This is a genomic window from Streptomyces plumbidurans (assembly GCF_019857225.1).
Classification (GTDB): Bacteria; Actinomycetota; Actinomycetes; order Streptomycetales; family Streptomycetaceae; genus Streptomyces; species Streptomyces plumbidurans.
Map to the genome: position 1 here is coordinate 62,678 of NZ_JAFJSY010000047.1, position 12,828 is coordinate 75,505.

Here is a 12,828-nt window from a genome sequence, read left to right on the forward strand (position 1 = left end):
GATCTACCGGGCGGCCGTCTGGAACGTACGGCGGTACGCCTGCGGTGAGACCCCGATCGCGGCATGCAGATGCTGGCGGAGCGAAGCGCCCGTCGCGAAGCCGACCTGGCCGGCGATCTGGTCGACCGACAGATCGCTCGACTCCAGCAGATGCCGGGCCCGGGCGACGCGCTGCTGGACGATCCAGCGGCCGGGGCTGAGTCCGACCTCCTCGTTGAAGCGGCGGGCGAAGGTGCGCAGGCTCATCCGCGCGTGACCGGCCAGCTCGGCCAGGGTGACCGGCTGGTCGAGGCGCTCCAGGACCCAGGCCCGGGTCGCCGCCGTGCTCGCGGCGCCGCTCTGCGGCACCGGCTGCTCGATGTACTGCGCCTGGCCGCCGTCCCGGAAGGGCGGTACGACGCAGCGGCGGGCCACCGCGTTGGCCAGCTCGCTGCCGTGGTCGGTGCGGACGATGTGCAGGCAGACGTCGACGCCGGAGGCGGCGCCGGCCGAGGTGAGGATCCTGCCGTCGTGGACGAAGAGGACGTCGGGGTCGACGTCGACCTTCGGGTAGCGCCGCCGGAACTGGTCGGTGACCTGCCAGTGCGTGGTGGCTCTGCGGCCGTCGAGCAGGCCCGCGGCGGCCAGTACGAAGGCGGCGGTGCAGATGGAGACGATGCGGGCGTCCGGCCGGATCCGGGCGAGCGCGGCGGCGACCTCCACGGGCAGTTCGGCGGGGATGCACGAGGGTGTCATGGAGGCGACCACCACCGTGTCGGCCGTGGCCAGGACCTCGGGCCCGTGCTCGACGCCGATCGTGAAGTCGGCGCAGCTGCGCACCGGTTGACCGTCCACGGAGCAGGTCACCACCTCGTACCGGCCGTCGGCCGCGCCGAAGATCCGGCTGGGGATGCCGAGCTCGAAGGGGTAGACACCGTCGAGGGCCAGCACGACGACCCGTTCCGCTTTCCGTTCACCGCTCATGGCACGATCTTATCGAAGCTTGGCAATCGTGCCATTTCCTTGGCGGGCGGCCCCGGGCAGGCTGGTTCACCATGAGCACTGTGAACACGATGCGAGCCATCAGCCAGGACGACCTCGGCGGTCCCGAGGTCCTGAAGGTAGTGGAACTGCCGCGCCCCGAGCCGCGCACCAACGAGGTACTGGTCCGGGTCCGCGCCGCCGGCGTCAACCCGACCGACTGGAAGCACCGCGCGACCGGCGGCTTCCTGGGCAGGCCGCCCTACGTCCTGGGCTGGGACGTCTCCGGGGTGGTCGAGGCGGTCGGCATCGGCGTCGCCCACTTCAAGCCCGGCGACGAGGTATACGGCATGTTGTCGTACCCCTTCGGGCACGGTTCGCACGCCGAGTACGTTTCCGCTCCGGCACGCTGGTTCGCGCACAAGCCGGCCTCCCTCGACCACACGCAGGCGGGCGCGCTGCCGCTGGTCTCGCTGACCGCCTGGCAGGCGCTGGTGGAGAACGCCGACCTGCAGCCGGGTCAGCGGGTGCTGATCCACGCCGCGGCGGGCGGGGTGGGCCATGTGGCCGTGCAGATCGCCAAGGCGCGCGGCGCGCATGTGATCGGCACTGCGAGCGCGGGCAAGCACGAGTTCCTGCGCGGGATCGGCGCGGACGAGACGGTCGACTACCGGGAGACGGACTTCGCGGAGGCCGTGAAGGACGTCGACGTGGTGCTGGACACCATCGGTGGCGACACCGGCATGCGTTCGCTGCGGGTGCTGCGTCCGGGCGGCATCGTCGTCTCCATCATCCCGATGGGCTCCAACGACTTCCCCGAGGAGGCCGAGCGGCTCGGTGTCCGGGCGCTGAGGATGCTCGTGGACGCCTCCCGAAGCGGCCTCGAGGCGATCACGGAGCTGGTGGAGGCGGGGAAGCTGCGCCCCGAGATCGCCGGCACCTTCCCGCTGGCCGAGGCCGCCGAGGCCCACCGGCAGGGCGAGACCGACCGGACGGCCGGGAAGCTGGTGCTGCTGGCCGACTGATCGGACCGGTACCGATCCCGGCCTGCGACCCGTTCGTCACCGCGCAGTTCATCGCCCTGCGGGAAGCCTTCACCGCAATTCGAAGACATATGTCAATCGAACATGCTCAAATTCACTCCAACGAGGGTAACTTGCAGGGCGAAGAAACAGATTTGCGCTCACAGGGGACCCGGGGCACGTCGGCGCTCGTACGCTCTGCACGATGTCACCCCGGGCCCCGGTGACCTGCAACACCGCGGTGGACGGAGCAGGTTGGAGGCGATGTCGTCGTGTACCAGGAGCCTGCGCCGATCACTCGGCATCTGCGGGTCCACCAGGACCGGGGACACACGGTGCTGGAGTTCCGCGGCGAGATCGACATCGCCGCGACCGTGGAGATCGCCCCGTCCCTGGACCGGGTGACGGCGCACCCCGGTGTCCGTCTGGTGATCGACCTGCGCCAGGTCGACTTCTTCGACTGCTCCGGGCTGCGGCTGCTCTATCGCGCACGGGCCCGGGCACTCGCGCAGGACGGAGAGCTGCAGCTCGTCTGCACGCATCCGCTCACCCTGCGCATCATGCGGGTCACCGGCCTCGCCCGGCTGCTGCCCGCGCATCCGACCCTGGACGCGGCCCTGGGCCAGCCCGAGGCCACGTCAGGGTCGGTGTGACGGCCGCCGCGCGCGTCGTTGCGACGGCGGCTACGTCCTGACGGCGGCTATTTGAGGATCTTCGTCACCTGTCCGGCGCCCACGGTCCGGCCGCCCTCACGGATGGCGAACTTCAGGCCCTCCTCCATCGCGATGGGCTGGATCAGCTGGACGTGCATGCTGGTGTTGTCGCCCGGCATGACCATCTCGGTGCCCTTGGGCAGCGTCACCACACCGGTCACGTCGGTGGTGCGGAAGTAGAACTGCGGGCGGTAGTTCTCGAAGAAGGGCGTGTGCCGGCCGCCCTCGTCCTTCGACAGGATGTACGCCTGCCCCTCGAACTCCACGTGCGGGGTGACCGTGCCTGGCTCGATGACGACCTGCCCGCGCTCCACGTCCTCGCGCTTGACGCCCCGCAGCAGCAGTCCGACGTTCTCGCCCGCCCTGCCCTCGTCGAGGAGCTTGCGGAACATCTCGATGCCGGTGACGGTCGTCCTCGTCTTCTGCTCGTGGATGCCGATGATCTCGACCTCGCGGTTGACGTGCAGCACCCCGCGCTCGATCCGGCCGGTGACGACGGTGCCGCGGCCGGTGATGGTGAAGACGTCCTCGATCGGCATCAGGAACGGCTTGTCCACGTCGCGCTGCGGCTCGGGGATCGCCGAGTCGACGGCGTCCAGCAGGTCGAGCACGGACTGCGCCCACCGCTCGTCGCCCTCCAGCGCCTTGAGCGCGGACACCTTGACGACCGGGACGTCGTCGCCGGGGAACTCGTACTCCGTCAGCAGCTCGCGCACTTCGAGCTCGACGAGTTCCAGGATCTCCTCGTCGTCCACCATGTCGGTCTTGTTGAGGGCGACGACGATGTACGGCACGCCCACCTGCCGGGCCAGCAGCACATGCTCCTTGGTCTGCGGCATCGGCCCGTCCGTGGCCGCCACGACCAGGATCGCGCCGTCCATCTGCGCGGCGCCCGTGATCATGTTCTTGATGTAGTCCGCGTGCCCCGGGCAGTCGACGTGCGCGTAGTGCCTGCGTTCGGTCTGGTACTCGACATGGGCGATCGAGATCGTGATGCCGCGCTGCCGCTCCTCGGGCGCCTTGTCGATCTGGTCGAACGGGGTGTACGGGTTCAGGTCGGGAAACCTGTCGTGCAGCACCTTCGTGATGGCCGCCGTGAGCGTCGTCTTGCCGTGGTCGATGTGACCGATCGTGCCGATGTTCACGTGCGGCTTGGTCCGCTCGAACTTCGCCTTCGCCACTGCAAGCCCTCCTGGTCACCTGGGTGAGGCGTCACCTGGACGCCGAGCCTTGCTCCTCACTCATGTCTATTCGCTTCGCGGCGCGTCGAACAGGGCGCTGACGGACTCGCCGTTGTGAATGCGGCGGACGGCCTCGGCGAGCGCGGGCGCGATGGACAGGATGCGCAGCTTGTCGGTGCGTTCCTCGTCCGGGACCGGCACCGTGTTGGTGCACACGATCTCCAGTACGTCGGGCTGCTCGCCGATCCGCTTGAGCGCACCGGCCGCGAACAGGCCGTGCGTGCAGGCGACCCGGATGGAGCGCGGCCCGAGCTCCCTGAGCCGGTCGAGCAGTTCGAGGACCGTGCTGCCCTTGGCGATCTCGTCGTCCAGGACGATGACGTCCCGGCCCGCGACGTCGCCGATCACCGAGCTGATGGAGACCCGGTCGTCCGCGAACCGCTGCTTGGCACCCGCGGCCACCTGGGCGCCGATCAGCCGGGCGAAGGCGGCCGCCTCCTTGGCGTTGCCGAGGTCGGGCGAGACGACGGTGGTGCGGCTGAGGTCGTACTGGCGGAAATGGGCGGCCAGTTCGCGCAGGGCGTGCAGATGGTCGACCGGCACCGAGAAGAAGCCGTGCACCTGCGGCGCGTGCAGCGTCATGGTCAGCACACGGCTCGCGCCCGCCGCCACCAGCAGATCCGCGACCAGCCGGCCGCCGAGCGAGATACGGGGCGCGTCCTTCTTGTCGGAGCGGGCGTAGGAGTAGTGCGGCATCACGACGGCGATCCGGGCGGCGGAGGCGCCGCGGGCGGCGTCGCACATCAGCAGCAGTTCCACGAGGTTCTCCTGGACCGGCCGCACCAGCGGCTGGATCAGGAAGACGTCACGCTCGCGGCAGTTGGCCTGGAGCTGGACCTCCAGGCAGTCGTTGGCGAACCGGCTCAGGCGGGTGGGGCTGAGCGGCACGCCGAGATGGGCGCAGACCTCGGCGGCGAGATCGGGGTGGGCACTGCCGCTGAAGACGGAGATGTCTCGCACGATCCGCTCCTCGCATGATCATGTCGGGGAGTCTCATGCTACTGACCACAGAAAATCCGGTTGCGCCGCGCCACCGTGCGCGGGCCATCATGGCGCCGTACGAGTTCCTCACCTCGGGAGACCCCATGCGCCGACTCCTCGGAATCCACCAGTGCCCCCATCGGCCCACGGTTCTCGAGGACTCGACCACGCATGCCCACCCTGAACATCGGAATTCTCGCCCACGTCGACGCGGGTAAGACCAGCCTCACCGAGAGGCTGCTGTTCGACCACGGAGCGATCGACCGGCTCGGCAGTGTCGACGCCGGTGACACCCGTACGGACGACGGCGACATCGAGCGGCGGCGCGGCATCACCATCCGCTCGGCGGTCGCCTCGTTCACGGCCGGTGACACCCGGATCAATCTGATCGACACCCCCGGTCACTCGGACTTCGTCGCCGAGGTCGAACGGGCCCTTCAGGTCCTGGACGGCGCGGTGCTGCTGCTCTCCGCCGTGGAGGGTGTGCAGGCGCAGACGAGGGTGCTGATGCGCACGCTGCGGCGGCTGCGGCTGCCGACCGTCGTCTTCGTCAACAAGATCGACCGCGCGGGCGCCCGGTCGGCGGATCTGCTGGCCGACATCCGGCGCAGGCTGACGCCGTGCGTCGCACTGCTCGCGGATGTGCGGGGCATCGGTACGGCCGGGGCCCGCGTGACCCGCCGGCCGCCCGGGGACCGGCAGCTGGCCGAGGCGCTCGCCGAGGTCGATCCGGCCGTGCTGGCGGCGGTCGTGGACGGCCCCGAGCCCACCCCTGACGAACTGCGCAAGGCGCTCGCGGCACGCACCGCCGACGGCTCGTTCCATCCGGTCCTGTTCGGCTCCGCCCTCGGCGGGCAGGGTGTCGACGAACTCGTCGGGGCCGTGACCGGGCTGATCCCGCCGGCCCCCGCGGTCACCGGCGGACAGCCGCGCGGCACCGTGTTCGCCGTACGGCCGTCGGCGGGCGGCGAACGGGTCGCGTATCTGCGCCTGTACGAGGGTGAGGTGACGCTTCGTCAGCGGCTGACCCTGCTGCGGCGCGAGGCCGACGGGCGGACCGCGGAGGTCACCGGACGGGTGACCGGCCTCGACGTGATCGGCGGGGGCGGACCCTCGCTCACCGCCGGGAACATCGCGGCGCTCACCGGTCTGAGCGGTGTCCGGGTGGGCGACCGGCTCGGCCCGGTCGCCGAGCGCGCACCGCAGTTCGCGCCGCCGACGCTGGAGACCCTGGTCCGGGCCCGGCGCCCCGGACAGGCTGCCGCGCTGCGCACCGCCCTGCTCACCCTGGCGGACCAGGACCCGCTGATCCACGCCCGGCCCGCGGCCTCCGGCGCCACCGCGCTGCTGCTGTACGGCGAGGTGCAGATGGAGGTGCTCGCGGCCACGCTCGCCCAGGACTTCGGAATCGAGGCGGACTTCGAACCGGGCCGGGTGCGGCTGCTGGAGCGGCCGCGGGGTACCGGCGAGGCCGTGGACGAGATGCCGTGGCACCTCGGCACCCGCTACTGGGCGACGATCGGGCTGCGGGTCGAGCCGGGACCCCTCGGCTCGGGCGGGACCTTCACCTACGAGACGGAACTCGGCGCACTCCCCCGCGCCTTCCACCAGGCCATCGAGGACACGGTGCACGCCACCATGGAGACCGGGCTGTCCGGCGCGTCCGTGACGGACTACCGGGTCACGCTGATCCGCTCCGGCTACTGCGCGCCGATCAGTACCGCCGCCGACTTCCGGGGACTGACCCCACTCGTGCTGCGTGCCGCACTGCAACGCGCCGGGACCCGGCTGTACGAGCCGTACCACGCCTTCGAGACGGAGGTCCCGCTGGACGCCCTGGCCCCCGTGACAGCCCAACTCGCCTCACTGGGGGCAGAGTTCACGGGTACGACGGGCGGGTCGACGGGCTGGGTGATCGCCGGCCGGCTCCCGGCCCGCCGGGTGCGCGAGATCGAGCTGCGGCTGCCGGGGCTCACGCACGGCGAGGGGGTGTGGTGGTCCCGGCCCTCCGGGGACCGTGAACTGCGGCCCCACTGACGCCTGATGACGATGTGGTCCACGGGGTGCGCTCTGCACGCCAGTGCGCCCCCTGCGCTCCCGTCGGCGGGGCCTGCGGTCAACGGTCCGGTCTGACACCGGCTTTGAGGGGCATCCGCAACTGTAGGAAGGAGGGCCGTCGCCATGACGACTCCCATCAGGCGTATGTCCAGGCGCATGCCCGGCTGGGCGAAGGCGGTGAGCGCCGTCGTGCTGGTGCTCGCGGTGTTCTTCGCCGGTATCCGGCTGGCCGTGCTCCCCGGTCTGAAGGACCTGTTCGGCACGGAGACGCACGACCGCTCGGGACCCGCACTGCTGCAGTCCATCCAGGACATGAGCCGCTACGACGCCGCCTCCGGCAACTTCCAGGTCGTCGTGGACCTGGAGAAGGACACGAAGTACCTGCCCGACGCGGTCCGCGGCTCGCGCACCCTGTACATCGGCGCGGGCACCGTCGACGCCTATGTCGACCTCGGCAAGGTCGGCAAGAACGACGTGACGGTCAACGACGACCGCACGTCCGCCACGCTCCACCTGCCGCACGCGGCGCTGGGCAAGCCCGCCCTCGACCCCGACCGCTCCTACGCCGTCTCCAAGCAGCGCGGTCTCCTCGACCGGCTGGGCGACCTGTTCTCGGACAACCCGAACAGCGAACAGGCCGTGCAGAAGCTGGCGGTGAAGCACATCGGCGACGCGGCCAAGGACAGCGGACTGACCAAGCGCGCCGAGACCAACACCACCGGCATGCTCCAGGGACTGCTGCGGTCCCTGGGCTTCAAGGAGGTGCGGGTGAGCTACGGCGCCTGATCGGAGGTGCATGTTGGATACGGCGCCTGATCACACGGCCGCCTCCACAGCGCGCTGATCAGCTGCCGGCGACTCCGGGCAGCGCCAGGGCGCCCAGCAGCACCGCGCCCACCAGCAGCCATGCCACATAGTCGCCGACGTGCCCGGACTGCAGGCGCCGCAGGGGCTGTGCCCAGTCCGGGGCCGTGAGCAGGGCGGGCCGGGTGACGGCGAGGGCCGCGAGCCCCACGGCCAGCAGGGTCGAGACGAGGCCCAGCAGCACGCCGGGCAGGGTCCAGTGCGGGGCGGAGACCACCAGTCCGCCGGAGCCCGACTCGCCGACGCCGTGCGACACCAGGCCGGCGAAGCCGGGGGCCACCCCGACGGCCAGCGCGGCAGCGAGCAGCACGGCGGGGACGGCGGTCATGGTGTCGGGGACACGGCTGATCCGACGCCCCGTCTCGGGCTCCTCGCCGGTGCCGGTCGTCTCGTACTCGTCGCTGCTTCCCGGCTCGGGGCCGAGGCCGAAGAACACGCCCGCGGCCACCCGCAGCACCGCTCCCGCGGTCAGTACGGTCGCCGCGACCATCAGCACGGTGAGCGGGCCGCCCACCGCCTCCTCCGTGACGGCCTTGCCGAGCGCGGTGCCGAAGGGCGGCAGCCCGGCGAGGGCGAGCGCGCCAATCACGTACATGACGGCCACGGGCCGCAGCTCGCGTGCCTTGCCGTGCAGGGCGCGTTCGTCGACGCTGCCGTACCGGTCGAGGAGTACGCCGGTGCAGGCGAACAGGGCCGCCTTCACTCCGGCGTGTCCGAGGACGTAGAGCGCGACCCCGTCGTCCCCCTCGGGCGTCAGGACGCCGATGCCGATGAGGAACAGCCCGGTGTGGGCCACGGTCGAGCAGGCGAGCAGCCGTTTGATGTGCCGCTGGTACCAGCACATGACGGCGCCGACCACGGCCGTCAGGACGCCGAGCACCACGAGGCCCCGCTCGAAGTCGGCGTCGGGCACGCCGCCGGGCCCGGAGAAGACCGTGCCGTACACCCGCCAGACGCCGTAGGTGCCGAGTTCCACCATGACTCCGGACAGGAGCATGCACACGGGGGTGGGCGCCACGGCGTGGGCGTCCGGGAGCCAGAAGTGGAAGGGCACGGCGGCGGACTTGACCAGCAGTCCGGTCAGGATGAGGACGAAGGCCGCCAGCGTGAGCGCGTCGGGTCCGCCGTGCGCGTCCAGGCCGCGGCCGATCTGGGTCAGCGCCAGTTCACCGGTGCGGGCGTAGAGCATCCCGATGCCCATGAGTACGGCGTAGGCGCCCAGCGAGGTGACGACCGCGAAGGTCAGCGCGCCCTGCACGACCTTGGCGTCCTCGACGCGGGTCCCGGTCAGGGCGTAGGCGACGACGCTCATCAGCTCGAACCAGACGAACAGGTTGAACAGGTCGCCGGCGATCGCGAAGCCGCACATGCCGGCCTGGAAGAGCAGCATCAGGGCCGGGAAGGAGCCCGCGTGGCGGCGGGGCGGTTCGTCGAAGTAGTGCCAGGAGTACACCAGCGCGGCGAAGGTGAGCAGGGAGGCGAGCGCGGCCATGCCGAGGCCGGGGCCGTCGCCGGTGAGCACGATGCCGACGCTCTCGCCGTTCACGGGCGTCCAGCCGCCGACCCATTCGGTCATGGGCGGGGAGGAGTTCAGCAGCAGCACGAGCGCGAGCCCGGCGGTGCCGCCCGAGATCGTGCAGGCCGCCAGTTCGGCGACCGGCCGGGACATCCGGCGGCCGCCGGCGACCAGCAGGGCGGCGCCCAGGATCGGGACGGCGACGAGCAGCGGCAGCAGGTCGTTCATCAGCCGCGCAGCTCGGAGAGTTCGTCGGGGTCGACGGTGCCGTGGCGTTTGGCGATCTGCACGACGAGGGCGAGCAGCAGCGCGGTGACGGTGGCGCCGACGACGACGTCGGTGAGGGTCAGCGCCTGCACGACCGGGTCGACGACGGTCCGCGAGCCGGGCTTGATGTCGGAGAACACGGGTGCGGTGGCGTCCTTGCGGTAGCCGACGCCCAGCAGCAGGACGTAGGTGGCGGCCTGGCACACGGACAGACAGCCGACGGCGTGGATCAGATTGCGGCTGGTGGCCAGCCCGTAGCAGCCGGCCAGGAACACCCACGCCGCCACGAGGTAGGGCAGGACGTGCATCACGTCGGTCACAGCGGTCTCACTCCCCGTTCTCCTTCTCGATCTCGACGGCCTGGTCAAGGAAGCGGGCGAGCAGCAGGACGACCGCGCAGGCGACCTCCATGCCGATGGCCGCGTTCAGCAGGGGAACGGTCCCGCCGGAGGACAGCGTGTTGAACGTGCCGTACGGCAGCAGGGAGTTGGCGAGGAAGGCGGTGGAGCCGAGCAGGCCCGCGAGCCCGAGGACGACATAGGCCGAGGCGGCGAGTGCGTCGCCTACCTCGTAGACGCCGAGCGGCCGGATGCGTTCCAGGGCGCCGTAGTCGGCGCCCAGGTAGAGCAGGTGCAGGGCGGTGGCGGCGACGACACCGCCCTGGAATCCGCCGCCGGGGCTCAACTGTCCGTGCGCGACGACATAGATGCCGGTGACGAGGGCGACGGGCAGCACGAGGAGGGCGTAGCGGCGTACGGGCGGGGCGACTTCGGCGGGTCGGGGCCGGGCGCGGTGTTCGTCGCGGGTCTGCCGCAGCAGCATCACGCAGCCGAGGACGGCGCCGAAGAGGATGGTCATCTCGCCGAGGGTGTCGAAGGCGCGCTGGTCGAAGTTGACGGAGGAGATGACGTTGGCGGTGTGGCGGGCGATGGACGCTCGCACGGCCCGGTCGCCGTACGGATGGCGGTCACCGCCGAAGTTCGGCAGGTCGAGACAGGCGGCGACCAGCAGGACGGCGAGGCCGGTACCGGCCGCCAGCACGAGCCACAACCGGACGCGACGGCTCACCGCTCGTGCTCCTCGTCCCGGCCGCGCCGTCTGACCTTGCGGACGGTCAGCATCAGCAGCAGCGGCGTCAGCGCGGAGCCGACGGCCAGCTGCGACAGGCCCACGTCGGGTGCCTGGAACACCGTGAACAGCACGGCGAGGACGACGCCGAGGACGGACAGGACAAGTGCCTGGCGCGCCGGGTCGCGGGTGGCCACCGCCACGGTCGCGGTGGCGGCGACCAGCAGCAGGGCCACGACGATCACCGCGTCAGCCACGGCCGACCCTCCTGAATCCGCCGGCCAGGGCGCGCGAGGCGATGACGTTCCCGCCGATCAGCAGGGCGCCGATCACCAGGAGTTTGGCCATCGCGCGGCTCGGACCCGTGGCCACGCACAGCGCGATCACGGTGACCGCGCCCAGGGCGGCCACCGCCCAGGTCGCCACCCAGGCGCGCGGCGGGTCCTCGGCCAGTTCGTCGGCGAGCAGCCGGGCGAACACCAGGGTGCCGACGGGCCCGAGCAGGGCGAGGACGAGGCCGAGGTCGACGTACGCGGGGCGGCCGTAGCCCTGCGCGAGGAGCAGCATGGCCGGGCAGGCGAGCGCGGTCGCGAGGTTCTGCGCCACGACCCGGCGGCGCAGCGGCCCGGTGGCCACGCCCCACAGCGCGGTGCCCAGGCCGCCTGCGAGGCCGACGGTCGCGGCGAGCGTCCAGCCGTTCACCTCTCGGTCACCGCCCGTCGTGCGGCGCACGCGGTGAGAGCGCCCAGGCCCGCGGCGGCGACACCGACCACGAACTCCAGCGTGTACACCGTGCTGATGAGAAACAGCCACAGGACGGCGAGCGCGGCCCACCAGGCGAGCAGTTCGGCCGCGGCGAGCAGTGCCGTACGCCGGGTCATGCGCCACCTCCTCGGGCTCGGCCACCACACCGTCGCGGCGAGACGTCCATGACGTCCTTTCGCGGCATCCAAACATCGCGACGGGCGCCGTGGGCGGCGGCGCGCGCGGGTCAGAGCCAGGAGTGCCCCGACAGCAGGAAGAAAAACCGCGGGGCGTCCCGGGGTGCGTCCGGGGCGTGGTGAAGACCGACCGCATTGTCGGGCGACGAGCGGGTAACCGCGTTCAAACGCGGGGAAGTTGACGACTGGAGGACCGGATGGCTCGCGCAGCCTTGGGACGACGCTCGGTATTTCGCCTGCGTACGACCAAGTCCGACAAGACCGCGAAGACCGCGAAGCCAGGCAGGAACGCGAACTCAGGCAAGAACATCAAGTCGGGCAAGGCGGCGGCCAAGCCCGGCAGGACGACCGCCGCCAAGTCCGGTAAGAATCCGGTCCCTCAGGAGCGGCATGTTCTGGCCTTCCCGGTCCGGCTGCTGGCGATGGTGTGTGCCTTCGCGTTCATGGTGGCGTTCGCCGTCGTTCTGGCGCGGCTGACGCTGCAGCCCTCGCCCGCGTCGGCGGCCCTGACGCACACCAACATGCATCCGGGCAGCTCGCTGCGGGCGTACCTGGATCAGCCCGCGCTGCGCGACGCCGTCAAGCAGATCGGTGGAAACGTGCTGCTGGGCGTGCCGTTCGGGGTCCTCGTCCCGGTCGTCGCCCCGCGCTCCCGCGGGTTGCTGCGGGTGCTGCTGCTGACCGCCATGGTCATGCTCCTGGTGGAGTTCGCCCAGGGTGCGCTGATCACCGGGCGGGCCTTCGACATCGACGACGTCATCCTCAACACCACCGGTGCGCTCATCGGCTACGTCGTGCTGGGGCGGCGCATGGGCCGGGCAGTGCACGCACGGGAGCGCCGGGCCTGAAGAGTCCGGTGTCGCCACCATTCCTTCAACACTTGGTCCGTACCTAGGTATTGACGGCGTTCTTACATCACTTCTTAAATCAAGGGGCGACCCTTCACCCCCCACCACAGTCGGCACACCCGTCACACGGGACGCCGACGGAAGGGAGAGCCGTGGCCTCTCCACGTCTGCTCCGCAGATGTCTGTACGCCGCCCTGCCCCTCGCCCTGGTCGCCGCCGCGGCGACCGGCACGGCACAGGCGGATCCCCCCACCTCCGCCGCGGCGGCAGCGTTCACCGACAACTTCGACGGCCCCGCGGGTGCCGCAGTCGACGGCTCGAAATGGCAGACCGAGACCGGCGACAACGT

The 12,828-nt window shown here is 71.2% G+C and carries 14 protein-coding genes and 1 pseudogene; 6 read left to right on the forward strand and 9 right to left on the reverse strand.

Translation table 11 applies throughout. The features are described from left to right. Nucleotides 1–3 precede the first annotated feature (3 nt). The gene (locus tag JYK17_RS26810) at nt 4–963 is read right to left on the reverse strand and encodes a GlxA family transcriptional regulator (protein WP_108015651.1); all 960 of its coding nucleotides are present in this window, start codon (nt 961–963) and stop codon (nt 4–6) included. A gap of 71 nt (nt 964–1,034) precedes the next feature. Here JYK17_RS26810 and JYK17_RS26815 point away from each other — a divergent pair, with 71 nt between their 5' ends. Together JYK17_RS26815 and JYK17_RS26820 are read left to right on the forward strand one after the other, a co-directional pair. Next, complete coding sequence (locus tag JYK17_RS26815; RefSeq protein WP_222811352.1) at nt 1,035–1,985, forward strand: NADP-dependent oxidoreductase; 951 nt, start codon at nt 1,035–1,037, stop codon at nt 1,983–1,985. Nucleotides 1,986–2,254: 269 nt separating this feature from the next. After that, nucleotides 2,255–2,635 carry an anti-sigma factor antagonist gene (locus tag JYK17_RS26820; protein WP_108015653.1) on the forward strand — a complete coding sequence of 127 codons (381 nt, stop codon included), beginning with the start codon at nt 2,255–2,257 and terminating at the stop codon, nt 2,633–2,635. A 47-nt stretch (nt 2,636–2,682) separates the two neighbouring features. On the opposite strand, the gene tuf is transcribed toward JYK17_RS26820, so the two are convergent. Then, nucleotides 2,683–3,876: an elongation factor Tu gene (gene tuf / locus JYK17_RS26825; RefSeq protein WP_108015654.1), complete on the reverse strand. Its 1,194-nt coding sequence runs from the start codon at nt 3,874–3,876 to the stop codon at nt 2,683–2,685. Between the two features lie 66 nt (nt 3,877–3,942). Then, nucleotides 3,943–4,896, reverse strand: coding sequence for a ribose-phosphate diphosphokinase (locus JYK17_RS26830; protein WP_108015655.1), 954 nt, complete (start codon nt 4,894–4,896; stop codon nt 3,943–3,945). A 192-nt stretch (nt 4,897–5,088) separates the two neighbouring features. Between JYK17_RS26830 and otr(A) the strand changes: the two genes are divergently transcribed. Beyond that, the gene (otr(A), locus tag JYK17_RS26835; protein WP_108015656.1) at nt 5,089–6,954 is read left to right on the forward strand and encodes a tetracycline resistance ribosomal protection protein Otr(A); all 1,866 of its coding nucleotides are present in this window, start codon (nt 5,089–5,091) and stop codon (nt 6,952–6,954) included. Nucleotides 6,955–7,098: 144 nt separating this feature from the next. Further along, a complete protein-coding gene (locus tag JYK17_RS26840) occupies nt 7,099–7,761 on the forward strand; it encodes a DUF4230 domain-containing protein (RefSeq protein WP_108015657.1) in 663 nt (220 codons plus the stop codon). A gap of 58 nt (nt 7,762–7,819) precedes the next feature. On the opposite strand, the gene JYK17_RS26845 is transcribed toward JYK17_RS26840, so the two are convergent. From JYK17_RS26845 to JYK17_RS26870, 6 genes are read right to left on the reverse strand one after another with little or no spacing between them, the layout of a single operon-like run. Beyond that, the gene (locus JYK17_RS26845) at nt 7,820–9,583 is read right to left on the reverse strand and encodes a complex I subunit 5 family protein (protein ID WP_128801098.1); all 1,764 of its coding nucleotides are present in this window, start codon (nt 9,581–9,583) and stop codon (nt 7,820–7,822) included. Next, the gene (locus JYK17_RS26850; RefSeq protein ID WP_108015675.1) at nt 9,583–9,930 is read right to left on the reverse strand and encodes a sodium:proton antiporter; all 348 of its coding nucleotides are present in this window, start codon (nt 9,928–9,930) and stop codon (nt 9,583–9,585) included. Before JYK17_RS26850 ends, JYK17_RS26845 begins: the two co-directional genes overlap by 1 nt. Nucleotides 9,931–9,949: 19 nt before the next feature. After that, on the reverse strand, nt 9,950–10,690 hold the full coding sequence (locus JYK17_RS26855) for an MnhB domain-containing protein (RefSeq protein ID WP_108015659.1): 741 nt from the start codon (nt 10,688–10,690) through the stop codon (nt 9,950–9,952). Next, nucleotides 10,687–10,947 carry a Na(+)/H(+) antiporter subunit B gene (locus tag JYK17_RS26860; protein WP_222811353.1) on the reverse strand — a complete coding sequence of 87 codons (261 nt, stop codon included), beginning with the start codon at nt 10,945–10,947 and terminating at the stop codon, nt 10,687–10,689. Before JYK17_RS26860 ends, JYK17_RS26855 begins: the two co-directional genes overlap by 4 nt. Then, on the reverse strand, nt 10,940–11,392 hold the full coding sequence (locus JYK17_RS26865) for an MrpF/PhaF family protein (RefSeq protein ID WP_108015661.1): 453 nt from the start codon (nt 11,390–11,392) through the stop codon (nt 10,940–10,942). Before JYK17_RS26865 ends, JYK17_RS26860 begins: the two co-directional genes overlap by 8 nt. Next, a complete protein-coding gene (locus JYK17_RS26870; RefSeq protein WP_128801099.1) occupies nt 11,389–11,571 on the reverse strand; it encodes a hypothetical protein in 183 nt (60 codons plus the stop codon). Before JYK17_RS26870 ends, JYK17_RS26865 begins: the two co-directional genes overlap by 4 nt. A gap of 257 nt (nt 11,572–11,828) precedes the next feature. Between JYK17_RS26870 and JYK17_RS26875 the strand changes: the two genes are divergently transcribed. Beyond that, the gene (locus tag JYK17_RS26875) at nt 11,829–12,479 is read left to right on the forward strand and encodes a VanZ family protein (RefSeq protein ID WP_234548314.1); all 651 of its coding nucleotides are present in this window, start codon (nt 11,829–11,831) and stop codon (nt 12,477–12,479) included. A 152-nt stretch (nt 12,480–12,631) separates the two neighbouring features. Beyond that, a pseudogene (locus JYK17_RS26880) lies at nt 12,632–12,828 on the forward strand (glycoside hydrolase family 16 protein); the annotation flags it as partial.

Coding starts and splice junctions, on each gene's coding strand:
- JYK17_RS26870 (WP_128801099.1), bottom strand. CDS start 11,571: ATGACCCGGCGTACGGCACTGCTCGCCGCGGCCGAACTGCTCGCCTGG.
- JYK17_RS26845 (WP_128801098.1), bottom strand. CDS start 9,583: ATGAACGACCTGCTGCCGCTGCTCGTCGCCGTCCCGATCCTGGGCGCC.
- JYK17_RS26840 (WP_108015657.1), top strand. CDS start 7,099: ATGACGACTCCCATCAGGCGTATGTCCAGGCGCATGCCCGGCTGGGCG.
- JYK17_RS26815 (WP_222811352.1), top strand. CDS start 1,035: ATGAGCACTGTGAACACGATGCGAGCCATCAGCCAGGACGACCTCGGC.
- JYK17_RS26850 (WP_108015675.1), bottom strand. CDS start 9,930: ATGCACGTCCTGCCCTACCTCGTGGCGGCGTGGGTGTTCCTGGCCGGC.
- JYK17_RS26875 (WP_234548314.1), top strand. CDS start 11,829: ATGGCTCGCGCAGCCTTGGGACGACGCTCGGTATTTCGCCTGCGTACG.
- JYK17_RS26810 (WP_108015651.1), bottom strand. CDS start 963: ATGAGCGGTGAACGGAAAGCGGAACGGGTCGTCGTGCTGGCCCTCGAC.